Annotated in this window: 19 protein-coding genes; 8 read left to right on the top strand and 11 right to left on the bottom strand. The window is 65.3% G+C overall.

Annotated features, from left to right (window positions below):
• Positions 1–22 precede the first annotated feature (22 nt).
• The 8 genes from L2Y97_RS08520 to prmB all read right to left on the bottom strand — a co-directional run bounded on the left by L2Y97_RS08520 (position 23) and on the right by prmB (position 8,511).
• A complete protein-coding gene (locus L2Y97_RS08520; RefSeq protein ID WP_247435423.1) occupies positions 23–646 on the bottom strand; it encodes a phosphoribosylanthranilate isomerase in 624 nt (207 codons plus the stop codon).
• The gene (gene truA, locus L2Y97_RS08515) at positions 643–1,410 is read right to left on the bottom strand and encodes a tRNA pseudouridine(38-40) synthase TruA (RefSeq protein WP_247435420.1); all 768 of its coding nucleotides are present in this window, start codon (positions 1,408–1,410) and stop codon (positions 643–645) included. Before truA ends, L2Y97_RS08520 begins: the two co-directional genes overlap by 4 nt.
• A 59-nt stretch (positions 1,411–1,469) precedes the next feature.
• Positions 1,470–3,938 (bottom strand): motility hub landmark protein FimV, encoded by a 2,469-nt coding sequence (locus L2Y97_RS08510; protein WP_247435417.1) that lies wholly within the window; start codon positions 3,936–3,938, stop codon positions 1,470–1,472.
• Positions 3,939–4,112: 174 nt separating this feature from the next.
• Complete coding sequence (locus tag L2Y97_RS08505) at positions 4,113–4,409, bottom strand: hypothetical protein (protein WP_247435414.1); 297 nt, start codon at positions 4,407–4,409, stop codon at positions 4,113–4,115.
• Entirely contained in the window at positions 4,409–5,437 is a 1,029-nt protein-coding gene (locus L2Y97_RS08500; RefSeq protein ID WP_247435411.1) for an aspartate-semialdehyde dehydrogenase, read from the bottom strand. Before L2Y97_RS08500 ends, L2Y97_RS08505 begins: the two co-directional genes overlap by 1 nt.
• 29 nt (positions 5,438–5,466) lie before the next feature.
• Positions 5,467–6,465 (bottom strand): 2-hydroxyacid dehydrogenase, encoded by a 999-nt coding sequence (locus L2Y97_RS08495; RefSeq protein ID WP_247435408.1) that lies wholly within the window; start codon positions 6,463–6,465, stop codon positions 5,467–5,469.
• A gap of 3 nt (positions 6,466–6,468) precedes the next feature.
• Positions 6,469–7,572: a chorismate synthase gene (gene aroC / locus L2Y97_RS08490; RefSeq protein ID WP_247435405.1), complete on the bottom strand. Its 1,104-nt coding sequence runs from the start codon at positions 7,570–7,572 to the stop codon at positions 6,469–6,471.
• Between the two features lie 18 nt (positions 7,573–7,590).
• Positions 7,591–8,511, bottom strand: coding sequence for a 50S ribosomal protein L3 N(5)-glutamine methyltransferase (gene prmB / locus L2Y97_RS08485; RefSeq protein ID WP_247435402.1), 921 nt, complete (start codon positions 8,509–8,511; stop codon positions 7,591–7,593).
• Between the two features lie 191 nt (positions 8,512–8,702).
• Here prmB and L2Y97_RS08480 point away from each other — a divergent pair, with 191 nt between their 5' ends.
• On the top strand, positions 8,703–10,190 hold the full coding sequence (locus L2Y97_RS08480; RefSeq protein WP_247435399.1) for a tetratricopeptide repeat protein: 1,488 nt from the start codon (positions 8,703–8,705) through the stop codon (positions 10,188–10,190).
• A gap of 14 nt (positions 10,191–10,204) precedes the next feature.
• Here L2Y97_RS08480 and L2Y97_RS08475 read toward each other — a convergent pair whose 3' ends face one another.
• Together L2Y97_RS08475 and L2Y97_RS08470 are read right to left on the bottom strand one after the other, a co-directional pair.
• Complete coding sequence (locus L2Y97_RS08475) at positions 10,205–12,328, bottom strand: phosphocholine-specific phospholipase C (protein WP_247435397.1); 2,124 nt, start codon at positions 12,326–12,328, stop codon at positions 10,205–10,207.
• A gap of 4 nt (positions 12,329–12,332) precedes the next feature.
• Complete coding sequence (locus tag L2Y97_RS08470; protein ID WP_247435394.1) at positions 12,333–13,130, bottom strand: inositol monophosphatase family protein; 798 nt, start codon at positions 13,128–13,130, stop codon at positions 12,333–12,335.
• 174 nt (positions 13,131–13,304) lie between these two features.
• Between L2Y97_RS08470 and L2Y97_RS08465 the strand changes: the two genes are divergently transcribed.
• The 7 genes from L2Y97_RS08465 (at position 13,305) to L2Y97_RS08435 (ending at position 24,488) form a co-directional block, all read left to right on the top strand.
• On the top strand, positions 13,305–14,306 hold the full coding sequence (locus L2Y97_RS08465) for an ABC transporter substrate-binding protein (protein WP_247435391.1): 1,002 nt from the start codon (positions 13,305–13,307) through the stop codon (positions 14,304–14,306).
• A 30-nt stretch (positions 14,307–14,336) separates the two neighbouring features.
• On the top strand, positions 14,337–15,338 hold the full coding sequence (locus L2Y97_RS08460; protein WP_247435388.1) for an ABC transporter ATP-binding protein: 1,002 nt from the start codon (positions 14,337–14,339) through the stop codon (positions 15,336–15,338).
• Entirely contained in the window at positions 15,335–16,990 is a 1,656-nt protein-coding gene (locus L2Y97_RS08455) for an ABC transporter permease subunit (protein WP_247435385.1), read from the top strand. The genes L2Y97_RS08460 and L2Y97_RS08455 overlap by 4 nt, the downstream gene beginning before the upstream one ends.
• Positions 16,980–17,735, top strand: coding sequence for a DeoR/GlpR family DNA-binding transcription regulator (locus L2Y97_RS08450; RefSeq protein WP_247435382.1), 756 nt, complete (start codon positions 16,980–16,982; stop codon positions 17,733–17,735). Before L2Y97_RS08455 ends, L2Y97_RS08450 begins: the two co-directional genes overlap by 11 nt.
• Positions 17,736–17,833: 98 nt before the next feature.
• Entirely contained in the window at positions 17,834–20,845 is a 3,012-nt protein-coding gene (locus L2Y97_RS08445) for a TonB-dependent receptor (protein WP_247435379.1), read from the top strand.
• 10 nt (positions 20,846–20,855) lie between these two features.
• Positions 20,856–22,799, top strand: a complete 1,944-nt coding sequence (locus L2Y97_RS08440) for a CocE/NonD family hydrolase (protein WP_247435377.1) — start codon at positions 20,856–20,858, stop codon at positions 22,797–22,799.
• A gap of 276 nt (positions 22,800–23,075) precedes the next feature.
• Entirely contained in the window at positions 23,076–24,488 is a 1,413-nt protein-coding gene (locus L2Y97_RS08435) for a sensor histidine kinase (protein WP_247435374.1), read from the top strand.
• Here the strand turns inward: L2Y97_RS08435 and L2Y97_RS08430 are convergent.
• Entirely contained in the window at positions 24,464–25,189 is a 726-nt protein-coding gene (locus L2Y97_RS08430) for a response regulator transcription factor (protein ID WP_247435371.1), read from the bottom strand. The two genes, L2Y97_RS08435 and L2Y97_RS08430, sit on opposite strands and share 25 nt — an antisense overlap.
• Positions 25,190–25,255: the final 66 nt, after the last annotated feature.

The raw sequence follows: 25,255 nt of genomic DNA, 5'->3' as shown, positions 1-25,255 counted from the left end.
ACCGTGTGTTGCTAAAAGGGGCTCACGCGCTGGGGACGGCGCGCACGGCGGCGAGGAAGCGTTCCATCTTAGCCCGATCCTTCAGGCCCGGCGACGTCTCGATACCGCTGGACAGGTCCACGCCCCAGGGGCGGGCCACGCGAATCGCCTCGGCGACGTTATCGGCGGTAAGGCCACCGGCGAGCACCAGCGGTTGCGCCAGATCCTGCGGCATGGCCGACCAGTCGAAGCGCTGGCCGCTGCCGCCGGTCTCGCCCAGGCCGTGGCCATCGAGCAGCAGGCCGGCCGCACGCGGGTACGCGTGCAGGCGCGGCAACGCGGCTGCACCCTCGCCCATGGCGATGGCCTTGAGGTAGCGGACGCCGTGGGCCGCGCAGGCCTCGTCGGTTTCCGCGCCGTGGAACTGCAGCATATCGGGGCGCACGCGCCGCATGATCTCATCGACCCATGCCGGCTCGTCGTCCATCACAAGGACAACGGTGGTGACGAACGGCGGCACGGCATCGCGCAGCGCGGTGGCCTGCGCAAGGTCGACGAAACGCTTGCTCTTGCGCGTCATGACGAAACCGACGGCATCGACGCCGAGTTGCGCAGCCGCCTGTACATCGTCAACGCGGGTAAATCCGCAGTACTTGATCCGTGTCATATGGTCACTTCCTGTGGCAGCCCCCAATGGGCCTCATAGCGGGGGCCGAGGAACGTAAGGCCCTCGGCGGGCGCGGTGGCTCCGGCCACGTCGCGGTTGCGGCCTTCCAGCAATTCGGCCATCCATTCGATGGGCTGTTCGCCGCGGCCAATGGGGATGAGCGAACCGACGATGTTGCGCACCATGTGGTGCAGGAAGGCGTTCGCCTCGATCTCGACCACGATGTGGATGTCATCCTGGTAGACCCGGATGTTCATCACGTTGCGGCGGGCGTGTGCCGCCTGGCAGGAGATCGCACGGAAAGCTGAGAAATCGTGTTCGCCGATGATGGCCTGGGCCGCTTCGTGCATGCGTGAGGCATCCAGCGGCTTCTTTTCCCACGCCACGAATCGTGCATCGAGCGCCGGGCGCACGTAGCGTGGCAGCAACCGATAACGGTAACGGCGGGCGCGCGCCGAGAAACGGGCGTGGAAATCGTCGGCGACCGGCTGGGCCCAGGTCACGGCGACCGTCCGTGGCAGGTTGGAACAGGCACCGAGCACCCAGCCACGCATATCGCGCTCCACCTCGGTATCGAAATGCACGACCTGGGTACGGCCGTGCACGCCCGCATCGGTACGGCCGGCCGCAGTCACTTCGATGGGTTGGTGGGCGACGAAGGAAAGGGCTTCCTCCAGCACACCCTGCACGGTCCTCGCATGGCTCAGCTTCTGCCAGCCAAAGAAGTCGGTGCCGTCGTATTCGACGCCTAGGGCGATACGCATGGGGTTATGGGGCGGTGGAAACCGGAAAGGTTACCACCGCCGGGACCCCATCGGCACGATCAGGCAATCCCGTCCAGGATGCGACGGGCCGTGTCCTTCTGCATCTGGGTGCCTTCGCTGATCACTTCATCGAGCATCAGGCGGGCGCCTTCGTTATCACCCATGTCCAGGTAGGCACGGGCGAGGTCGAGCTTGGTGTCCACCGGGTCGTCACTGAAGCTTTCCGGGCCCGCCGTATCCACCGGCTCTTCGTCCGGGAAGGTGGGCTCGTCGAAGCGCGGCGGCTCGGAAGGGGCAACCGGTGCAGCCGGCACTTCCTCATCGAACGACCACGTGGAGCGCTCCTCCGCCGGGGCCTTTTCGCCGGCGAGGATATCACCGAAGGCCGGCACATCATTCGCCTCGGTGTACGGCGATTCAGGGGCATCCACGTCGAACACGTCAGGCGCGTGCGGGCGACGATCTGCCTCCGTGCGCTGCGCGGGGGTCAGGTCGAAGTTGAAGTGGTATTCGCTGTGTTTCTGCGGCGCCGGCGGTGCCGGGTGCGCGTCTTCATCCGCACTGGTCACGTAGCTGCCCAGGTCGAAGGCTTCGAGGGCCTCCGCGTTCTCGTGCCCATCGTGCGCCGGGACGTAGGTATCGCCCTCGTAAGGATCGTCGATCGCATCGACCGGCTGGCCGCCGAACAGCGGGTGCGACGGGGCGAGCTCCTCACCCATCATCACCACCTCGCGCCATTCCGGCTGCTCGGGATCGGCCACGTGCGCATACATCGCTTCGGCGGCGGCTTCGAAATGATCGACGTCGCGACGGCCGTAGTAAAGGCTCACCAACTCGAGGTGCAGGCCGATATCGTCCGGGTGCTCGGCGAGCGCATCGATGATCTCGCGCTGGTCGGTGTCGATCGCCTCGTCGTGCCCGGCGTCGAAGTTACCGAAGGTCGGCTCACGACCGAAGCGATCGGCCAATGAGCTCGGGGCAACGGACGCGGCGGGCTTCTTGCGGCGGCCGAACACGGCAGCGACCAGCAGCAACAGGATGACGACGGCGCAGCCGCCCCAGGCCCACGGCTGCATGAACCACGGATCTTCTTCGACCGGTGCCGGCGCGGGCACCACCTTCTTCGGCAGCGGCTTCTCGGCAGGCGGCGTCGCTGGCTGGGCTGCGGCAGCCGCCGGAACAGGTGCGGTGGCAACCGTGGCGGCATGGGCAGGCACATTAGCCGCCGTATCCGGGGCGTTCGCTGCCGGTGCCGACGTGGCCGGCGCAGGGGTAGCGGCCGCCACAGGCTGGGCCGTTGCCGGGGCGGTGGCCGGCGCTGCCGCGGGCGCAGCAGGTGCCGGTACGCTGGCCGCGGCGGCCGGCTGGCCGGCGTTCTTGCGGGCTTCGGCGAGCTTGTGCTGCAGCTCGGCGATTTCCGAATCCTTGAGGCTCAGCAGGCGCTCGTTCTTGGTATTGATCGCCTCCAGGTCGCCAATGCGCGACTTGAGTTCGGCGCCCTGCTGCTTGAGCGAGGCCACGGCCTCCTGCGACGTGCTCAGGTCCTGCTTGAGCCCGGCCACCTGGGCATCGCCCGTGCCGCCCTTGACACCAGCGCGCGTGGATGCGGCTTCCCCGCCCTCCTTCGCCGGAACCAGGGCAAGGCGATCGTTCTTCGCGGCGCCAGACTTGGCCGGTGCCGCGCTTTCCGTAGCGGCACCATCGGCGACCGAGGCCGGCGCCCGCGCCGCGCCCGAGCGCCAGGCTTCGTTCTGGCGGCGAACCTCGGCCAGGGCGGCGGCGGCGCTCTGCGCCTGGATATCGTCCTGCGACGGCATGCGCAACACGGCGCCCGTCTTCAGGGCATTGATGTTGTCGCGGTAGAAGGCGTCCGGATTGGCCTTGTGAAGCGCGACCAGCACCTGGTTGAGGTCGGCACCGTTGGCATTGTCGCGGGCGATGGTAGACAAGGTCTGGCCACGCTGCACCGGGCCGATGCTGCCGTTGGCGGCCTGCGCGGAGGGCGCGGCCGTGGTACGCGGCTCGCTGCTGGTCGCGCGGGGCGAGGCGGCCCTGGCCGGCACGCGGGCCGGCACCGCCTCGGTGCGCGACGGACGCGATGCCGGGGCCGAGTTGGCTGCCGGCGTGGCCGGCGTACCCGGCGGATCGAGCAGCATGGTGACTTCGCGAATGGCGGAGCCGCTCTTGCCGCTGCTGACTTCCACCAGGAAATCGAGGTAGGTGTCGCGGACCGGGGCGCCGCTGGTGACGTGGATCACCGGCTGGCCGGCGGCGTTCTTGCCGACCGTGAAACTGAGCTGCACCGGCATGCCCGACTTGTTCAGGCCGGCGCGGGAGAACGCCTCATCGGAGGCCAGGGCCACCTTGATATCGCCAGGGTTCCCGGTGACACCGGTCAGCGGGATATCCGCGGAAAGCGGCTGGTCCATGGTCGAATGGACCTGGACGGCGCCGAGGCTCTGGGCCAGGGCCTGGCTGCCCCCCATGGCAAGCGCCAGCATGATCGACAGCTTCAAAGTACGGTTCATCACTCGCATCCCCCGAACAATTCCACGCTGGCGGCGCGCCTCTACGGGCGGTCGGCCGCGAAGGCGCCACTGTAGTGCACCCCAGCAACAACTAACAATAGCGGCTACGGGCATTTACGCGACAAGTTTGACTCGTTCGCGAGGCCCGTACACGCCCCCCTTACATGTTTACCCTTACGGGTGCCGCGCGGCTTCCAGCTGCCGTTCGAGCTCCGCGATCTTCTGATCGCGTTCCTCCAGGGCTTTCCTGGAGGCTTGCGAATTCGTTTCCAGCGCATCCACGCGCTTCTTGAGGTCCTTGTTCTTTTGGTCTTCGGCCTTGGCCTGCCCGCGCGCGGCATCGACTTGCGCGCGGGTGGCCTCGGCCTGCCCGGGCGGCGTCGCCTTCGCGGCCGCCTGGCCCATGGCAGCCGCGACGTGCGGCTGTGCCAGGAACAGGAAGCAAGCGACGGCGGCGCGGCCCAGGTTCATTACAGATAATCCCGGATCAGGATTTCCGCGATCTGGACGGCGTTGAGCGCCGCACCCTTGCGGATGTTGTCGGATACGACCCACAGATCCAGGCCGTTCTCATGCGAGATATCTTCCCGGATGCGTCCGACGTACACCGGATCCTTGCCCGCGGCGTCGCTGACCGGGGTCGGGTAACCACCCGCCTTGCGCTCATCGACCACGACCACGCCTTCGGCCTGCTCCAGTAGTTCGCGGGCGCGCTCGGCGGTGATCTTGTCGCGGGTTTCGATATGCACGGCCTCGGAGTGGCCATAGAACACGGGCACGCGCACGGCGGTGGGGTTCACCTGGATCGAAGGATCCTCAAGGATCTTCCGGGTCTCCCAGACCATCTTCATTTCTTCCTTGGTGTAGCCGTTGGCCTGGAAGTCGTCGATGTGCGGGATGACATTGAAGGCAATCTGCTTGGGGAACTTCTCGGTTTCGACATCCTGGAAGTTCAGCATCTGCGCGGTCTGCTTGCCGAGCTCCTCGAGGCCGCTACGACCGGCGCCAGAGACCGACTGGTACGTGGCAACGTTGATGCGCTCGATGCCCACCTCACGGTAGATCGGCGCCAGCGCCACCAGCATGCCCATGGTCGAGCAGTTCGGGTTGGCGATGATGCCGCGCACCGTGTAATCGGCGATGGCGTGCGGGTTCACCTCGGAAACGACCAGGGGAATATCGTCCTGGTAACGGAATTCCGAGGTGTTATCGATGACGACGGCACCTGCTGCCGCTGCGCGCGGCGCGTGCTCGCGGCTGACCGAGCCGCCGGCCGAGAAGAAGGCGATATCCACGCCTTCAAAGTCGAATTTGGCCAGATCTTTGACGACACAAGGTTTTCCAGCAAAATCGACCGTACCGCCCGCCGAGCGCTCGCTCGCCAGGGGAATCAGTTCGCTGACCGGGAACTCCCGTTCGGCCAGGATCGACAGGAGGGTCTCGCCGACCGCACCGGTCGCACCGACCATGGCTACCTTGTAACTCGTCTTCTTGCTCATCTTCGCTCTTGTTGGCGGGGGGTAGAGGGTCAGCTGGCGTCGGCCAGCACACCCGGATTGAGGATCGTGGGTGGCCGGCCGGCGCAGGGACCATGCCCAAACGCCGCCAGCACATTGTCCACAGCCAGCGACGCCATGCCGCGACGTGTGTCGCGACTTGCGCTAGCGATGTGCGGACTTAGCACCACATTGTCGAGTTGGAGCAGGTCCGGATGGACCCTGGGCTCGCCCTCGAACACATCGAGGGCCGCCGCGGCGATCTCGCCGTCGGCCAGTGCGCGGGCGAGGGCCTCGTCATCGACGATGCCGCCACGGGCGATATTGATGAGGGTGGCCGTGGGCTTCATGGCTTTCAGTTCGGCGGCGCCGATGATGTGCCGGTTGGCCGGGGTGAACGGCAGCACCAGCATCAGGTGATCGGACTGGGCCAGCAGGGCGGCCTTGTCCACATACGTGGCGCCACACTCCTTCTCTATAGCGACGTCGAGGCGCGAGCGGTTGTGATAAATCACCCGCGAGCGGAAACCCTGCGCCCGCCGGGCAATGGCCTGGCCGATGCGGCCCATGCCCAGGATGCCAATCGTCATGCCGTGCACATCGGCACCCAGCCAGCCCTCGAAGCGCGAACCCTTCCACTGCCCTGCCCTGAGCCAGCGCTCGGCTTCGCCCACGCGGCGGGCCGCGGCGAGCATGAGCGCCCAGGCATAGTCGGCCACGGTCTCGTTGAGGACATCCGGGGTATTTGACGCGCCGATGCCAGCTTCGGTCAGCGCATCCAGGTCGAGGTTGTTGTAGCCCACGCCCAGGTTGGCGACGAAACGCAGCCTCGGGGCGTGCTTGAGCACATTCGCGTCGATGCGGTCGGCCAGCCCGACGATCGCGGCGTCGGCATCGGCCAGCCGTGCCGCCAGCTCCTCCGGCGAGAACGCACGTTCCTCGGTCTCGGCCACCACGTCGAAGTGCTCACGCAGGCGATCGACGATATCGGGGAAGAATGGCCGGGAGACCCAGGCCTTCGGCTTGCTCATCACTTACTCCTGCAACGTACCCGGGATCCGCGGCGGCATCGGCGCCACGTCACCGCATTGGGCGCGATGGCGCAGGGCCTGGTCCATCAGCACCAGGGCCAGCATGGCCTCGGCGATGGGGACGGCGCGGATGCCGACACAGGGATCATGCCGGCCCTTGGTGACCACTTCGGTAGCGTTGCCTTCGCGATCGACGCTGCGGCCGGGCACGAGGATGCTGGAGGTGGGCTTGAAGGCCATGGACACCACGACCGGCTGGCCGGTGGCGATGCCACCCAGGATCCCGCCCGCGTGGTTGGAAAGGAAACCCTGCGCGGTGATCTCGTCACGGTGCTGGGTGCCGCGCTGGCGCACGGCATCGAAGCCATCGCCGATCTCCACGCCTTTCACGGCATTGATCGACATCATGGCCGCCGCGAGTTCGCCATCGAGCTTGCCGTAGATGGGCTCGCCCCACCCCGCCGGCACGCCTTCGGCCACCACGGTGACCTTGGCACCCACGGAATCGCCCGACTTGCGCAAGGCATCCATGTAGGCCTCGAGCTCGGGAATCTGCTCGGCGAACGGCCAGAAGAACGGGCTGGATTCGATGGTCTCCGCCTCGAAGCCGCGCGGAACCACCTCGCCGATCTGGCTGACGTGGCCCTGCACCGTTACGCCATAGCGCTGGGCGAGCCATTTCTTGGCGATGACACCCGCAGCCACGCGCATCGTGGTTTCGCGGGCCGAAGAGCGCCCGCCGCCACGCGGGTCGCGCACACCGTACTTCTGCCAGTAGGTGTAGTCCGCATGGCCCGGGCGGAACGTATCGAGGATGTTGCCGTAATCCTTTGAGCGCGCATCGGTGTTGCGGATGAGCAGCGCGATGGGGGTGCCGGTAGTGACTCCCTCGTAGACGCCCGAGAGGATCTCGACGTCATCCGCCTCGCGGCGCTGCGAGGTGTGCCGTGAGCGGCCCGTGGCGCGCCGCTCCAGGTCAACCCGGAATTCACTGGCCTCCAGCGGCAGGCCGGGGGGACAACCGTCGACCACGCACCCGATCGCCGGGCCGTGGCTTTCGCCGAAGGTGGTAACGGAAAGGAGCTTGCCGAACGTATTGGAGGACACGGTACTTCCGTTGGGTGGTTAGTTCCGCGCGGCGCGTGCGGCGCGGATTTCCGCGGCGTGCGCGACCAGGTCGCGGCGTTCGAGGGCGAAGATACCCATCTGGCCTACCTTGAACTCGATCCACACGAACGGGACGCGCGGCAACAGGTTGACCAGGGCATGTTCGCTATCGCCCACCTCGACGATCAACAGGCCATCCTCGCTGAGGTGGCTGGCGGCTTCGTCGAGGATGCGCAGCGTGATGTCCAGTCCATCATCGCCGGATGTCAGGCCGAGGACCGGTTCATGGCTGTATTCGGCCGGCATGGCGGCGTATTCGTCGTTGGTAACGTAGGGCGGGTTCGACACGATGATGTCGTACACCTCGTCCTTCACACCCGAGAACAGGTCGGACTTGACCGCGCGAACGCGGCCTTCGACGTGCTGGTAGACGATGTTTTCGTTGGCCAGGCTGAGGGCGTCGTCGCTGATATCGACGATATCGACCTGCCATTCCGGGTTGTATTCGGCCATGGCAATGCCGATGCAGCCGGAGCCGGTGCACAGGTCGAGGGCGCGTTCCACATGGCGGTCATCGAGCCAGGGGGTGAACCGGCTTTCGATGAGCTCGGCGATGGGCGAACGCGGGACGAGGGCACGGCGGTCGCTCTTGAACTTGAGGCCGGCGAACCAGGTCTCGCCGACCAGGTAGGCGACGGGGACGCGCTCGGTGATGCGCTTTTCGATGAGCGCGAGGATGGTTTCGCGCTCCTGGGCCACCAGCTTGCCGGCGCCGTAAGCGGGCGGCAGGTCGGGCGGCAGGTGCAGGGCGGCCAGGACCAGGTGGGTGGCCTCGTCGATCGGATTGTCATGGCTATGGCCAAACGTGAGGCCGGCGGCGGAGAAGCGGCTGGCGCCGTAGCGGATGAAATCGATGATGGAGCTGAGTTCGCTGGTCACGGGCGGGGGCTTTCTTGGGGCTGACTGGGGAGTATAGCCGTCTGTCGCCCGCTCGGCTTCCGGCCGCAACCCCTTCCGGCTTCGCCCCGTGGCATCGGTTCATTAGGGAAAGGCCTAGCCAGATTGCCGATACGCGGGCTCTCCCCGGGCGCGTAGAGTGTTTGCGGCCCTTTCAAGCCAAGGACTTCGCCATGATTTCCCGCTGGCGCGCCCTGCTTTTCCTGCTCGCCTCTGCCGGCATGAGCCACGCCCAGGAAATGCACGATCACGACCACGGCGTGCCTGAGAAACTGGGCACGGTGTCGTTTCCCATTTCCTGCATGGCCTCCGTGCAGCAGCCGTTCAATCGTGCCGTCGCGCTGCTTCACTCGTTCGCTTATGGCCCCGCGCAAAAGGCCTTCAGGGATGTGGCCGCCAAGGATCCAAAGTGCGCGATGGCCCACTGGGGAATCGCCATGACGGACTTTCACCCGGTATGGCAGCCGGCGCTGCCCCCGGAGACATTCGCCGCTGCGCAGAAGGAAATGCAGGAAGCTGTGCGCCTGCAGCCCGCCGCGGAGCGTGAGCGGCAATATATCCATGCACTGGCACTTCTCTACGCCGCGGACCCGAAGCTCAAGCCCGAACAACGCACCATGGCCTACGAAGAGGCCATGGCGAAGCTCGCCAAGGATCATCCCGAAGACGTGGAAGCACAGGTCTTTTACGCCGTCGCGTTGCTATCGAACGCCTCCATGAGCGACAAGACCCACGCGCGGCAAAAGCAGGCGGTGACCATCCTCGAGCCACTGTTCAGGAAGTACCCTGATCACCCAGGCATCGCGCACTACATGATCCATGCATGTGACAGCGCCGAGCTTGCACAACATGGCCTCGATGCAGCGAGGAAGTATGCGGACATCGCGCCTTCTGCATCGCACGCCCTGCATATGCCCTCGCACATCTTCACGCGCATGGGGCTTTGGGATGATTCCATCCGTTCCAATCTCGCCTCCGAAAAGGCCGCCCGCGCGCAGGGTGACCTGATGGGCGAGCTGCATGCGATGGATTATCTCGTCTACGCCTATGTGCAGACCGGGCGCGACGCGCAGGCACGGCAGGTGCTCGCCGAATTGAAGGCCCTGCCCCGACTGGACATGACCAACTTCGCTATCGCTTATGCGGCGGCTGCAATGCCGGTTCGCGTGGCGGTGGAAGAAGCGCACTGGGATGAAGCGGCGGCGATTTCGCCGCCCTCCGGAGCACCCGACGCCGTCGCCGCCATTTCCGTGTGGGCGAAGGGCCTGGGCCTGGCCCGCTCCGGCCACCCCGACCAGGCCGATGTACAGGCGGCCCGGCTGCGCGCCATGGAAGCCAGGCTAAGAACGTCGGGGGACATGTATTGGGCGGACCAGACCGGCATCCTGGCGACCGAAGTCGCCGCATGGACCGCCCAGGCGCGCGGCAAGGGCGCCGGGGCCGTTGCACTCTTGAGCGATGCCGCCGAGAAGGAAGACGCGCTCGAGAAGCGTCCGGTCACACCGGGGCCGATCGTCCCGGCACGCGAGCAGCTCGGTGAACTGATGCTGGAGCAGAACAAGCCTGGGCCGGCGCTTGCGGCGTTCCAGGATGCGTTGGCGCAGGCGCCCGGGCGGGCGGGTGCGCTGCGGGGTGAGGCGAAGGCGAAGGCAGCACCCTAACCAAAGCGCGGAGTTTAGACCTTCCGGGGGCCGGGATCGCTTGCAGCGGGGTTGCCGTCTTCGTGGTGGCCGGCGAAGCGACGCAGGTAGCGCGGCACCTCCGGCGTGGTTACGGCGATGTCGTACCAGCCTGAGCTCGCCGCCAGGTCCATGGAAACCGTGACCGTCGCACCCGCTTCGATGCTCAGGTGACGCGGATCGTCGGCCACATAGGCATCCGCCACCCGGCATGCCGCACGCGCCTTACCCACGTTCGTCACCGCCACATCGATGCGACGTTCGCCAGCCACCCCGCGCACTACCACTTCGAGGCCATCATCGGCAAAGCCGCGAAGGGCGGCGTAGTAGCCATTCGGCCCATGGATGCGCCGATCGTAGGCGTCGCCTTTCGCGGCAAGCGCCCAGTTGTCTTCAATGCGATCGCCGGCGGCGGCCGTGTAACGTCGTGGCGGTGCGTCGCGGTCAAGACCATCGTAGACAAGAAACGCAGCGCCCAGCCTGCCGGTGTTCTGGAAGATGATTCGGCTTTGATCGCCGTCCAGGCGGTGCTCGACCGACCACGCGTAACCGAGCGGGCGCGCCGGGCGCTGGCCCGGCTCCTGCGACGGCATGACCTGTTCGGCAGGCACGGTGATCGGCTTCTTGCCGTCGGAGCCCGCAGGCACCGCGATCGTCGGCACCTTGTCATCGTGCGCGCCCGCGAAATCAAAGCAGCTGGTGAGATCACCGCATACCGCGCGGCGCCAGCCACTGATGTTCGGCTCCGCCACGCCAAAGCGCGTTTCAAGGAAGCGGAGCACGGAGGTGTGATCGAACGTTTCGCTGCACACCCAGCCACCCCGCGTCCACGGCGATACCACGATCATCGGCACGCGATTGCCAAGGCCGACAACCTGCAAGCCCTTGGGATCGCTACCGGGAACGATCGGGCTGGAGATTCTCGGGTGGGCATCGAGATCCATCACTTCGTCGACAAGGCTTTCAGCCAGCGCAGCGGAGACCACGCCGCCCTCCCCGTTCACCAGCGGTGGCGCAGGCGGCACCACGTGATCGAAGAAGCCGTCGTTCTCGTCGTAATTCAGGAACAACACGGTGCGGCTCCACACCTTGGCATTCGCGGTCAACGCATCGAGCACGGCACGGATGTAGTACGCGCCATCGGCCGGTGAAGACGTGGGATGCTCGCTGTATTTATAGGGTGCAACGATCCACGTGACCTGCGGCAGGCGGTCATGGATCACATCGTTGCGTAGATCACGCAACGTGTGCGTGGAGACGCCATTGCGCACCAGCGGGCTTTTCGGATCAGCGCCTTCCTGCACCTGGTAGGCGGCGAAGAACTCCAGCGAGTTGTCGGTGTAGTTGTCGGTGGGCGACCCGGGCTCGCCGGTACCGCCCTGGTATACCCGCCAGGTGATGCCCGCCTTCTCCAGGCGCTCGGGGTACGTGGTCCACGTGTAACCATTCGTGTTCGCACGCTCCTCCGTGCCGGGGCCATTGGGTTTGACACCGAGCCGCCCGGAGGGATCCGACGTGCCGCTCCACAGGTAAATGCGGTTGATGGCGGTATCTGCCAGCGCGGAGGCGTGGTACGCATCGCAGACGGTGAAGGCATCGGCCAGCGCGTAGTGGAATGCGGCGTCGTCACGGCGCAGATAGGCCATGGTGAGCACATCCTGCTTCTGCTCGATCCACCTGTCGTTACGTGCGAGGTTCCACGAACCGTGGCCGGTGCTCCAGCCGTGGTCGGTACCTTCGTGGTGATCGCCACTGGCACGCGTATCGAGGTGGAAGGGATAGACCCAGCCCGTATCCGCGCCGATGCCTCGAGGTTTCCAGAACTTCGTGTGGGTGGCGGTCGTGGGTTGTTTCCACACCGGATCGCCATTGCCCAACTCCAGCACACGCGGATCATGGAAGCCGCGCACGCCACGCAAGGTGCCGAAATAGTGATCGAACGAGCGGTTTTCCTGCATCAGGATCACCACATGCCCCACGTCGTCGATGCTGCCGCTGCGCCGGTCCGGCGCGGTGGCCAGCGCACGGGCGATGCTCGCGGGGAAACCCTGCGCTACGAGCGACGCGGCAGCCGTGGCGGCAGCGCCTTGCAGGAACCGGCGGCGATCGCGGGAAAACATGGGGCTAATCCTTCAACGAGGCGATGATCGCGGCGTGCAGTTCAGGGGAGGCGGCGGCTACGACGCGCCCACCACTGTCGAGGCCCAGCGCCCGGCCCTCCCAATCGGTCATGACTCCGCCGGCCGCCTCGACGACGGGCGCGATGGCCAGGTAGTCATACGGCATAAGATTGGACTCAATCACTGCATCAATGTGACCGGAAGCCAACATGCCGTAGCTGTAGCAATCGCCGCCAAAGCGCCGGCCAAGCGCGGCGCGGCTGGTACGGTCAAAGCGGGCCCATTCCTCCGCCGTGAACATGTCCGGCGTGGTGGTGTAGAGCGTGGCCTCGGCCAGCGCTTTGCAGCCGCTCGTATGGCAGCGCACGCCATTCATGGTGGTGCCCACGCCCACATGCCCCACCCAGCGCTCATCCAGCACAGGCATATCGAGCACCCCAAGCACGGGCTTGCCGTGGCGCAGCAGCGCGATCAGGGTGCCCCACAGCGGCCAGCCAGAGATGAAGCTGCGCGTGCCGTCGATCGGGTCGATGGACCAGACGAACTCGGCGTCCACGCGGGTGGCGCCGTATTCCTCACCCAGCAAGCCGTGGGCAGGCCAGGCCATCTCGATACGCTCGCGGAGCATCGATTCCACGCCGCGGTCCACGGCGGTTACAGGGCTCAGGTCGCCCTTCAGCGTCACATCGACGGGGCGGCGGAAACGGGGGAGTGACAAGGCACGTGCATTGTTGGCGATGCCGGTGGCAAAGGCTTCGAACTCAGCCCGCTCATCGGCGGACAGCGAGGCGTCGACGGTCACTCTGGACTCCAAAAAGGCGTGCGCGATCTAGCGTTTGCACGTTTCACATTAATGACGAAAACGAAAATTTTCCTGTGGACTCGGAGTCCACATGTTTGCAAATATACCCAAAACGCCACACGGGTGGGTGATCTTTTCCACCGTGTCGCCTAGGAATTAACCCCAGGGTCTTCCATGCGTCCAGTCCAGCACATCGCCAGCATCACCGCGCTGCTTGCCCTGTGTGCCTCCGCGCACGCGGGCAGCCTCACGGTGTATTCGGCGCTGGAGAGTGACGAGATCGCCACCTACCTTGCGGGCGCAAAGCAGGCGCTTCCGGGTGTGGATATCCACGTGCTGCGCCTGTCCAGCGGTGACCTCGCCGCCCGCCTCCTGGCGGAATCGGCCGAGCCACGCAACGATGTGGTGTGGGGCATGGCCGCCACGGACCTGCTGGACCCACGTATCGCGGCGCTGTTGCAACCCGTGCACAGCCCCGCGATCGATGCACTGCCTGCCCGGTTTCGTGGCACGGATGGGCGCTGGTTCGCTCCCACGGGCTATATGGCAGCGCTATGCGTCAACCGCGACGCCCTGGCGGAACGGGGCCTGCCGATGCCGCGCACGTGGCGGGACCTGACATCGCCGGCGTACCGCGGGCAGATTGCCATGCCCGACCCGGCCTCCTCCGGTACCGGCTACATGGTGCTGTCGTCGCTTAGCGATGCGGGGCGCGACGCGAAGGGCATGCAGTTGGTAACCGAAATCGCCGCCAACCTGGGGCAGGTCACGCTTTCCGGCTCCGCGCCTTGCAAGCTCGCGCGTATCGGCGAGTTCCCGATTGGCGTTTCCTTCGCGTTTTCAGCCATGCAATCCATTCGCCAGGGTTACCCGGTGAGCATGGTGCTGCCCACCGATGGGACCGGATACGAACTGGAAGGCTCGGGCCTGATGAAGGGCGCAACGAACGTCGACGATGCCAGGCGCTTTCTCGACTGGACCGCCTCGCCCGCCGCCGCCGCGCTGTACCGCGGCTACAAGGAAATCGTCGCGGCGCCGGGCAGCACGCCCACTGAAGAACAACAACGCGCGGGGTTGCCGGCCAATGTGGTCGCCACCCTGCCCGCACGTGATTTCGAAGCCGCGGCGCGCGAGCGCGCGGCACTCATTGCTCGGTTCAAGCACCTGACGCGCTGAGGCGCGGGGTTGCGGGGGAGATAAGGCTTCATGCATCTGCGCATTGAAGACATCAGCAAGGCCTGGGGTGGCCACTCGGTGCTCGACCGCGTGTCGTTCAACGCGGGTGCCAGCGATTTCGTGTGCCTGCTGGGGCCCAGCGGCTGCGGCAAGACGACCCTGCTACGCATCGTTGCCGGCCTGACCGACGCCGATGCCGGGCGCGTCTACCTGGGCGGCAAGGACATCACCCGCATGCCCGCACGCGAGCGCGGCATGGGCATCGTGTTCCAGTCGTACTCGCTGTTTCCCGACCTGACCGCCGCGGCGAACGTGGGCTACCCCATGCGCCTGCGCGGCGCGCCGGCATCCACCATCGCCACGCGTAGCACCGAACTCCTCGCCAAAGTGGGCCTTGGCGGCTTTGGTGGGCGCTTCCCCGATGAGCTATCCGGTGGCCAGCAACAGCGCGTTGCACTTGCCCGCGCGCTCGCGGCCGAGCCGGCGTTGCTTTTGCTCGACGAGCCACTTTCGGCCCTCGATCCGGCGATCCGCGCCCAGTTGCGCGGCGAAATCCGCTCGCTGCAGCGCTCACTCGGCATCCCCACGATCATGGTGACGCACGACCAGGATGAGGCACTCGCCCTGGCCGACACCATCGTGTGCATGAAAGCCGGCGGTATCGAGCAGATCGGTTCGCCGCGCGACCTTTACGAACGCCCCGCATCCCGTTTTGTCGCCGACTTCATCGGGCACGCCAACCTGCTGCCCACCGCGTTCGTACGCGAAGCCATGCCTGGCTTCCTCGAGCGCCGGCCGCCTGGCGCGGATACCACATGGGAGCTATGCCTCCGCCCGGAAGATCTGGTCGTGGAAGCCAACCCGCGTGGCGATGCCGTCGTCGCCGACGTGACCTTCCTCGGCAACCTCACAAGGGCGGGCATCGCCTGGCGCGGCGAGCGTGTGGTGGCCGAGCTTCACGGCCGCAGCACGCTGGCGCCGGGCGAAGCCGTCTCCATCGATGCCATCCGTGGCGCGTGGGTGTGCGCGTGAGTACCGTAGCCACGTCGCACACCGCGGTGCGCGCGCGCAGCGTGGCGTGGCTATTGCTGGCCGTACCCGGCGCCGGCCTGCTGCTGTTCTTCCTGCAGCCGTTGTTGACCGTTGCATGGCGAAGCCTCACGGATGCCTCCGGCGCATTCACGCTGGCGAACTACGCACGGCTGCTGGATGATCCGGGCCTGCCTCGCGCCGCGTTGCACAGTGTGGAAACGGGCCTGGTCACTACCATGGCGACGATCTTGTTCGGCCTTGGCATCGCCATGGCCCTGCACCGCTCGCGCTTGCCCGGTAAGGCGTTCATTCGCGCGGCGCTGCTGCTGCCCATGCTCGCGCCATCGCTCGTGCTCGGCCTGGGCCTGGTGCTGCTACTGGGCCGCAACGGCCTTGTCCACCGGCTCACCGGCCTGCCTACCGATATCTATGGATTTCCCGGCCTCGTTATCGCCAACACCCTGTATGGCCTGCCGCAGGCGGTGCTGATCATCTCCGCGGCGCTCGGCCGCACGCCCGCCCGCCACTATGACGCCGCCGCATCGATGGGCGCGACGCCGTGGCGGCAATTCATCGATGTCACACTGCCGCGTTTGCGCTTTGCGTTGCTCGCGGCGGCCTTCCTCGTCTTTACTGAAACACTGACTGACTTTGGTAGCGCGGTCATCGTAGGCGGCAACTACCGCGTACTCGCCATGGAGATCTATAGCGAAGTCGTCGGCCAGCTCGATTTCGCCATGGGTGCGACCCTGGGCATGGTGCTATTGCTTCACGCGCTGCTCTCGGTATGGCTCGGCCGACTGGCGAAGCGCCGCCAGGATAGCGGTGATGCAAGCCCGGGGCGCGCGCTGGTGCCTGCACGCCACGCGGGCCGCGATACCCTGCTGGCCGTGGTCTCGCTTGCCGCGCTGCTGCCGATGATTGCGGTCGTGGGCACGGTCGCCTACGTATCGTTCGTCAAGCTGTGGCCTTATCAGCAATCGCTCACCCTGGCGAATTACACCGGCATGACGGAAGGCTTCGGGCCGGTGTGGACATCGCTGGGCATGTCATTCATCGCCGCCGCGGCCGGGACGGCACTCGTGTTCGCGCTCTGCGCCGGCCTGCGCAAGGCACCCCCTACGCTCGCGCGCCCCGTGCAGTTCATCGCCTCCCTACCCGCCGCCGTTCCCGGCATGGTGATCGGCCTGGGCTATGTCATGGCATTCAACCATGGCCCGTGGTCAGGCTGGTTCCACGGCAGCGTGTTCATCATCGCCGCGTGCAGCCTGTACCACTACCACGCGCAAGCGTTCCTCACGATGCAGACCGGCATGCGCCAGGTGCCAGATGCCCTCGAGGATGCCGTCGCCGCGTTCGGTGGCGGCACCCGCGAAGTCCTGCGCGACGCCGTGCTCCCGTTCACCGCGCCGGCCGCCATCTCCACCTTTTTCTACCTGTTCATGCGTTCCATGGTGACCCTTTCCGGCGTGATCTTCCTGGTCACGGCGGATGTAGGCCTGGCTTCGGTCACCGTGATGCGCCTGGACGAAAACGGCTTCCTGGCCCAGGCCGCTGCTTACGCCATGTGCGTGGTCGCGGCCGGCGCCATCGCACTCGGCGCCATGCGCCTGCTTTTGCACACACTCAAGGAACGACGCCATGTGGCATGAAGAACGACATACACGCATCCGCGACCTGCTGCGCACCAGCGGCCAGGTTTCGGTCGAGCGCATCGTCACCGAACTGGGCGTGTCGCGAGAGACCATCCGCCGCGACCTGCTTGAGCTTGCCGAACGTGGCGAAATCCGCCGCGTCCACGGTGGCGCCGTGCTTACCTCCGACGAGCCGCCGATCGACGTGCGCCATGCGACACGCGTGCGTGAGAAGCGCGCCATCGCCAAGGTCGTGGCCAGCCTGGTGGAAAGCGGCCAGACCATTTTCATGGATGCAGGCAGCACCATGAATGTCGTGGCCGAAGCCCTCGCGACACGCAGCGGCCTCACCATTATCACCAACGCCGTGGACGTCGCATCGCGCTTCGCCGCGCGCGAAGGCAACACCGTGCACCTGCTCGGCGGGCGCTTCAACGCGCAGATCGGCTGCACGATCGGTGCTGGCACCGTCGCGGAGATTTATCGCTACCAGGCGCACGTCGCCATCCTTTCGCCGGTGGGCGTGGATGCGAAGGCGGGTGCCAGCAGCTTTGAGCACGATGAAGTGGAGGTCGCCCGTGCGATGTGCACCAACGCACGCCAGGTCATCCTCGCCGCCGATCATTCGAAGATCGGCGTTCGCAGCCGCGCCAGTTGGTGCGCCCCCGAGCGTATCGATGTCCTCGTCACCGACCGCAAGTCGGAGAAATCCCGCGCCTTCGCCACCGTCCGCAAGGCGGTAGGCGAGGTCGCGCTCGCCTGATCCACCTACAACAACGCGCCAGGAAGGCCGCTTTACGCCTGTCGTTTAAATCGATCGAAACCTCACTGTCACAGACCAAAGCCTTTCCGGAGCATCCCATGAGTTCCCTCCCCGCCCTCCGCCGTACCCTGCTGTGCGCCGCGGTCGCCGCGACGTTCAGTGGCCTGGCCTATGGCCAGGCCACCACGGGCCGCATTACCGGCTCGGCACCCGCGACCGCCGGCGAAACCGTGCTGATCGAAGGCAGCAACGGCGTCACTCGCGAAGTGGCTGTCGACTCGCGCGGCCGTTACAGCGCTGAATCCCTGCCGCTTGCCACTTACAAAGTCACGCTGCGCGCCAACGGCCAGCCGGTCGATACACGCGACAACATCACGCTGCGCGTCGGCGCCGCGACCGAAGTGTCGTTCGAAGCGGCTTCGTCATCAAACGCCCAGGACCTGAGCGCCGTCACCGTATCGGCCACCTCGCTGCCCAAGATCGACGTCGCCACGGTCGCCTCGAGCACCGTGATCACCTCCGCCGACCTCGCCCGCCTGCCCCTTCAGCGTTCGGCCGAGGCCGTAGCGCTGCTCGCACCGGGTGCATCACCGGGCTACAGCGGTTTCAAGAACGCGTTTGGTGGCACCCTGGTGAGCTTCGCCGGCTCGGCCGTTTCCGAGAACGCTTACTACATCAACGGCATGAACACGACCGATCCGCTCAGCGGCTTCGGCGGCGTGACCCTGCCTTATGGTGCGATCGACCAGCAGGAAATCCTGAGCGGCGGTTACTCGGCCATGTATGGCCGCTCCGATGGCGGCGTGATCAGCCAGGTCGGCAAGCGCGGCACGAACGAATGGCATTTCGGCGCCCAGGTACTGTGGGAGCCGGATTTCGCCCGCGCCAGCGCACGCAACATCACCTACGGCCATGACAACCCCGCGCCCCCGGGCACGATCAACCAGCGCAACGATCGCAATCACGAATGGTCGTCGACCATCAGCGCTTACGCGGGCGGCCCGCTGATCAAGGACAAGCTGTACGCCTTTGCCGCGGTGGAGATGGAGCGTAGCCAGGGCAACAGCCTGGGCGACGTGAACCACGCGTACGACACCAAGTACACGTACAAGGACCCGAAGTGGTACGGCAAGCTCGACTGGAACATCAATGACAACAACATCCTCGAGCTGACCGGCGTTAACCAGACCCACCGTTCCAACGGCAACAAGTACAACTACGACTACGACACGAACACGATTGGCGACTACGCCAGCGAAGATACGACGTACAAGACCAAGGCGATGGTCTATGTGGCGAAGTTCACGAGCTACATCACCGATGACCTGACCCTCACTGCCCTGTACGGCAAGTCCAAGCTCACGTATTACAACGAGCCACCGGATACCGGCGTCAGCGGCCCGTTCATCGGCAACGTGAGCCAGCAGAACCCGGCATTGAATGGCGGCACGCCGATCACGAACGGCCAGACGCTGGACACGATCGACAACCCGGACCACGAATCGACCAACCGCAACCTGCGCGTCGACCTGAACTACAAGATCGGCAGCCATTCGATCACCGCCGGTATCGATAACCAGGATTCGAAGGATATCGATGACGGCACCACGATCGGTGGCGACGGCTACGAGCTGTGGTATGCCAAGGGCGACCCCAACCTCAACATCAGCGACAGCCCGTTTGTCGGCAAGCCTGGCGACTACCCGGGCGGCCAGACCGGTTACTACGGCTACTACCGCCACTACAACACGCTTGCCTCGGTACGCGTGAAGCAACGCGCCCAGTACATCATGGACGACTGGCAGCTCAACGACCGCTGGCTACTCTCGCTCGGCATCCGCAACGACCAGTTCACTAACTACAACCCGTCCGGCCAGCCGTACCTGAAGCTGACCAAGCCGCAGTGGGCCCCGCGCCTGGGCTTCAGCTGGGATGTGAATGGCGATTCCAGCCTGAAGGTATATGGCAACGCGGGCCGTTACTTCCTCGCGATGCCCGCCTCGGTCGCCCTGCGCACTTCGGCCGGCTCGCTGGCCACGAACCAGTACTTCACCTATACGGGCATCGACGGTAGCGGCATGCCCACCGGCGTGACGTTTATCCAATCGGCGACCGGCGGTGCCGTCTCGCCCAACGGCGAATATGGCCAGCCGCCCGATCCCAAGACCGTCAGCGCCAAGAACATCAAGTCGGAGTACCAGGACGAGTTCATCCTGGGCGCGGACAAGCAGCTCAACGCCGAATGGGTGACAGGCGTGAAGGCCACCGCCCGCAAGCTGCGTAACGCCCTTGACGACGTGTGCGACAACGGTGCCATCAGCCGGGCCGCGATCGCCCAGGGTGCGGATATCGATGCCGTGACGGTCGGTAGCTGCTACCTGTCGAATCCGGGTCGCGCCAACGTGTACCAGCTGGCCAACGCCAACGGTGGCTACACCAACGTCACGGTGACCAACGCCGATTTCGGTTTCCCGCACCTGAAGCGCAACTACTACGGCCTCGACCTGTACCTGTCGCATCCGTTCGATGGCAAGTGGTCGGGTAAGGTCGATTACCTGTGGTCGCACAGCTACGGCAACACCGAAGGCCAGGTGCGCTCCGACGTCGGCCAGGGTTCTGTCGCCGCTTCGCGTGACTGGGATTACGCCACGTTGATGAACTACGCCAACGGCGACCTCGGCAACGATCGCAAGCACCAGCTGAAGCTGTACGGTTCGTACCAGATCGCACCGGAATGGCTGGTCTCCGCCAACATCCTCATCCAGTCGGGCCTGCCGAAGTCGTGCCTCGGCCGCTACGGCGCGGATGAAAGTGATCCGTCGGGCTACGGCAGCTACTACCACTTCTGCTTCGGCGTACCGTCGGCGTACGGCGCCAAGGGCCGTGAGCCGTGGGAAGAGCTGGTGGACGTGAGCACCGAGTACCGCCCGCTGTGGGCCGACAAAAAGCTTGCGTTCACGGTGTCGGTGTTCAACCTGTTCAACCAGCAGCGTTCACAGCGCACCAACCCGGTCTCGGGCAGCACGAACTCGGTGAACGATGGCTACCAGCAGGTCATCAGCTACACCCAGCCGCGTTACGCCCGCTTCGGCATCACGTACGACTTCTGACGGAGCGTCCATGCATCCACTCCTGCGACTGGGTATCGTCGCGCTTGCCGCCGGGGTCCTCGCGACCCCGGCGGTCGGTGGCGAAAAGACCTATAAAGACCTGCCCACGGAGATCCCGGCTCACTTCACGCCGACGAACCCGGGCTTCAACTACGAGCGGCGCACCGTCGACATTCCCATGCGCGACGGCGTGAAGCTGCACACGGTGATCCTGGTACCCAAGGGCGCCACGCATGCCGGCATACTGCTAACCCGCACGCCCTACGGTGCCGATGGCATGGGCCATCGTTCCGATAGCCCGAACCTCGATTCGGCGTTGCGCGGCTACGACAACCCGGCCGACATCATCGTCCAGGACGGGTATATCCGCGTCATCCAGGATATCCGCGGCAAGAACGGTTCCGAAGGCGATTTCGTGATGAACCGGCCGCCGGTCGGCCATGGCAACCCGACGACTATCGACGAATCGACCGATATCTACGACAGCATCGACTGGCTCGTGAAGCACGTTCCCGAATCCAACGGGAAGGTCGGCATCATCGGCATCTCGTACGATGGCTTCGAGGCGATGATCGCCACGATCCACCCCCACCCCGCCCTGAAAGTAGCCGTGCCGATCAACCCCATGATCGATGGCTGGATGGGCGACGACTGGTTCCACCGGGGCGCGTTCCGCCAACAGATGATCCCGTACATCTACGGCATGGTGAACTCGCGCAAGAGCAACATCGGATGGACCACCGGCTACCGCGATGACTACGACCTGTACCTGAAGGGTGGCTCCGCGGGCGATATCGGCCGCGCCTACGGCATGGAGGCACTGGGCTTCTGGCAGAAGCTGCTCGCCCACCCGGCATACGACAGTTTCTGGTCGGAACAGGCGCTGGACAAGATCGCCGCGAAGGAACCGATGACGGTGCCGACGATGCTGGTACACAGCCTTTGGGACCAGGAGGACAACTACGGCGACATGGCCGTGTATCGCGCCCTGGCCCCGCGTGATCCGAACCACGAGAAGCTGTGGCTCGTTCTTGGCCCGTGGCGCCACGCGAAGACCTGGGAAAACGCGAGCACCATCGCTGCGATCGAGCTGGGCAGTGATACCGGCAAGACGTTCCGGCAGACCATGCTGCGCCCGTTCCTCGCCCAGTACTTGAAGGATGACGCTCCGAAAGCGAACGTCGCACCGGTCAATGCGTTTGTCACCGGTGAGAATACGTGGCGCAAGCTGGATACGTGGCCTTCCTCTTGCCTTAGCGGCTGTGCGCCTACCCTGCAGCGCTGGTATGTGGAACCGAACGGAGGGTTTGCCACCTCCATGCCGTCGGCTGGCGATGACGAATACGTGTCGGATCCCGCGAAGCCGGTTCCCTACCGCGTGCGTCCCATTCAATCATGGTCGCATGGCGTCGCCGACCGCGAGGACTCATGGCCGGAATGGCTTGTCGACGATCAACGCCAGTTTGCAACCCGCACGGATGTACTGACCTACGTGTCACCCGTACTTGATAAGCCGATGGGCGTTTCGGGCGAGCCGCTCGTGCACCTGCTGGCTTCCACCAGCGGTACGGACAGCGACTGGGTAGTGAAGCTCATCGATGTGTACCCCGATGAGGTCGAGGAGAGGCCTTCCATGGGGGGTTACCAGCTCCCGGTCGCCATGGAGATCTTCCGCGGCCGCTATCGCGAGGGTTACGACAAGCCGAAAGCACTGGAGGCCAACAAAGCCCTGCCCTACAGCTTCCCGCTTCCAACGGTGAACCACGTGTTCCAGCCGGGGCACCGCGTGATGGTGCAGATCCAGTCCAGCTGGTTCCCTCTGTACGACCGCAACCCGCAGACCTTCGTGCCGAACATCTTCAACGCGAAGCCGGCGGATTACGTGAAAGCCACGCAGAAGATCCTGCGCGGCGGGGAAAACGGCACGTACATCGAGCTTCCCGTGGTGCACTAGTCGCCTCGATGCACACCACCGTCTGCACGTGCACGGATGTCCCGCACGTGCATGACCCCGTACATGGATGGAACCTTGTAGGAGCGCGCTTGCGCGCGATGGGACTTGCCGCCAGACCCATCGCGCGCAAGCGCGCTCCTTCAGACGCCGCAAGCGTGATGTACGTCTCATTTTTGCCGCCATTTGCCGAATGTGCCCCCCATGAGTTTGCTTGATCCGGCTCACGCCACTCGGAAGAATGGGGGTCGCATTTCGTAGTTGCAGGGGCGGGGGAGAATGAATCTGGTACGAACAGCGCGGGACTGGCTCGACCGCGCGCCCACGTCCAGCCCGGTCGACCGCCTCAACGCCCGTTTCATCCAGATCCTGATGATCGGCCTGGGATTCGCCACGCTGCTCAGCCGTCTTTACTTCATCGCGATCCACGCACCTGCCGATGCGTTGGGTAGCATGACGGTAGACCAGGTCACGGACCTCGGATCGGATCTCGCCGTCATGGCGGCGACCCTGGGCGGCCTTATCGTGGTGCGCCGCGGGCATTTCGCGAGGGGTATCCAGTTATTCCTCTCGATCTACCTGCTCGCACTCATGGCGAACTTCGCCACGACGGGCTACCGCCACGCCCCACTCGATCCGACACCCACGCTGCTTCTTGCCGTCGCCGGCGTCGTACTGGGGCGGCGCACGCTATGGGTCGTTTATTCGGCCGTACTCGCCGCTTTCGCGCTTGGGCAACTGGCCGACGCCCTATGGCTGGCCGAACCTCGCCCCTCCCTTGCTGCCGCCTTTCATGTCCTGCCGATGCTGGTCATCGCTTACCTGCTGGTGGCGTTCGCCATCGACAGCACTACGCGAGCGCTGCGCACGATGCTTGCCGAGGCGATCGAACGTAGCGATGCGCTGGCCGCGGCCAACTGCCGGCTGAAACAGGAAATGGAAGAACGCGAACGCACCCAGCACCAGCTCATCCACTCGCAAAAGCTCGATGCGATTGGCCGCGCCGCCAGCGGCGTGGCGCACGATGTCGACAATGTACTCAGCGTGATCCTTGGCTACGCGGCGCAGCGCGAACAGCTGGCCGACCTTGGCACCAACGCGTTGCTCACCGCGATGGAAGGCATGGAGCTGGCGGCCCTTCGCGCGCTCAGCATCAGCCGCAAGCTGTTGAACTTCAGCCGCGAAGATATCATCGATAACCAGGTATTCGATGCCGGCGATGCGCTACGCGAACTGGAGCCACTCCTTCGCCAACTGCTCGGCCGCTACATCCAACCGGTACTTCGGTTACCCGATGCGCCCATGCCGGTACAACTCGACCGGAGCGCCTTCGAACTCATGGTGCTCAATATCGCGGCGAACGCACGCGATGCCATGCCCGACGGCGGGCGTTTCACGATGTCACTGGATGCCCCGCGCCACGGATCGACGGTGACGCTGGCATTGGCCGACACCGGCGTAGGCATGTCCGACGATGTGTGCGCCAAGGTCTTCGAGCCGTTCTATACCACCAAGCCCTACGGCCATGGCACGGGCATCGGCCTGTCCGTCGTCGCCGCCATGGTCCGGGCAGCGCAAGGCAGTATCGATGTCTGCAGCGCACCCGGCGAGGGCAGCCAGTTCCTTATCAGCCTGCCGGTGCATGATGAGAACGCATGCGCCGCGCCTCAGGTTTCGATCACGAACCGGTAACCCTGCCCGCGCGATGTGAGGAGTGGCAGGGGCACGCCCGCCGCATCCTGCGCCTTCCGGCGCAAACGGTGCACCATCATCTCGAGCCGGTGTGGATCGAAGTCGTAGACATCGGACGTCAGCGAGGCGATGAGCTTTTCGCGGGATACCGGCGCACCCTGCATGGCGACCAACAGCCGGAGGATGCAACGCTCCGGCGCTGTCAGCGGCAACGCCAGGCCGTCGGGCGTCACAAGGCACCAGTCATCGGTATCCATGCGCCATTTGCCGGTACCGACCAGCACGGCCGATACGGGCGAAGGTGCCGGGCCCGCTAACCGCCGCCCCACGCCATGCAACGTCGCGGCAAGGATCTCCACGTTCACCGGCTTGTTGAGGAAGGCATCCGCCCCGCGCTTCAGTGCCTCCAGGTGGTCGCTGCTCGCTGTATTCGCCGTGAGCATCACAATGCCGAGCTGGCTGGAGACCTCACGCAGGTGCTTGAGCACGCTCAGGCCATCCTCGTCCGGCACGCCAATATCGAGAACGACCATATCGAATGACTGCAGCAGCATGCTTCGGTACAACTCGGCCGCATGGCCGGCTCCCACCACCTGGAAGCCGAAGTACCGCAGGCCGGGCAAAATGATGCCTTCGCGCAGCTGGGCATCATCCTCCAGCACGCCGATGCGCCAGGGCCGGTCCGGCGCGCGAGACGACATGGTGGGCACTCCTGGAAACATGGGGATCAACTACTTTCGGTGAGCGGTCCCCGCGCCGTCAAGCAC

It is taken from the genome of Luteibacter aegosomatissinici, from assembly GCF_023078495.1.
Taxonomy (GTDB): domain Bacteria; phylum Pseudomonadota; class Gammaproteobacteria; order Xanthomonadales; family Rhodanobacteraceae; genus Luteibacter; species Luteibacter aegosomatissinici.
Note: the sequence above shows the minus strand (reverse complement) of the source record. Positions and strands in the feature narration are given on the sequence as shown.

Bases quoted from the DNA above. Each gene is read 5' to 3' on its own strand.
- L2Y97_RS08450 (WP_247435382.1), top strand. From the start codon at position 16,980: ATGTGGCATGAAGAACGACATACACGCATCCGCGACCTGCTGCGCACC.
- L2Y97_RS08440 (WP_247435377.1), top strand. From the start codon at position 20,856: ATGCATCCACTCCTGCGACTGGGTATCGTCGCGCTTGCCGCCGGGGTC.
- L2Y97_RS08520 (WP_247435423.1), bottom strand. From the start codon at position 646: ATGACACGGATCAAGTACTGCGGATTTACCCGCGTTGACGATGTACAG.
- L2Y97_RS08495 (WP_247435408.1), bottom strand. From the start codon at position 6,465: ATGAGCAAGCCGAAGGCCTGGGTCTCCCGGCCATTCTTCCCCGATATC.
- L2Y97_RS08430 (WP_247435371.1), bottom strand. From the start codon at position 25,189: ATGTCGTCTCGCGCGCCGGACCGGCCCTGGCGCATCGGCGTGCTGGAG.
- truA (WP_247435420.1), bottom strand. From the start codon at position 1,410: ATGCGTATCGCCCTAGGCGTCGAATACGACGGCACCGACTTCTTTGGC.
- L2Y97_RS08505 (WP_247435414.1), bottom strand. From the start codon at position 4,409: ATGAACCTGGGCCGCGCCGCCGTCGCTTGCTTCCTGTTCCTGGCACAG.
- L2Y97_RS08465 (WP_247435391.1), top strand. From the start codon at position 13,305: ATGCGTCCAGTCCAGCACATCGCCAGCATCACCGCGCTGCTTGCCCTG.
- L2Y97_RS08480 (WP_247435399.1), top strand. From the start codon at position 8,703: ATGATTTCCCGCTGGCGCGCCCTGCTTTTCCTGCTCGCCTCTGCCGGC.
- L2Y97_RS08435 (WP_247435374.1), top strand. From the start codon at position 23,076: ATGAATCTGGTACGAACAGCGCGGGACTGGCTCGACCGCGCGCCCACG.
- L2Y97_RS08475 (WP_247435397.1), bottom strand. From the start codon at position 12,328: ATGTTTTCCCGCGATCGCCGCCGGTTCCTGCAAGGCGCTGCCGCCACG.
- L2Y97_RS08460 (WP_247435388.1), top strand. From the start codon at position 14,337: ATGCATCTGCGCATTGAAGACATCAGCAAGGCCTGGGGTGGCCACTCG.
- L2Y97_RS08510 (WP_247435417.1), bottom strand. From the start codon at position 3,938: ATGAACCGTACTTTGAAGCTGTCGATCATGCTGGCGCTTGCCATGGGG.
- L2Y97_RS08445 (WP_247435379.1), top strand. From the start codon at position 17,834: ATGAGTTCCCTCCCCGCCCTCCGCCGTACCCTGCTGTGCGCCGCGGTC.
- L2Y97_RS08500 (WP_247435411.1), bottom strand. From the start codon at position 5,437: ATGAGCAAGAAGACGAGTTACAAGGTAGCCATGGTCGGTGCGACCGGT.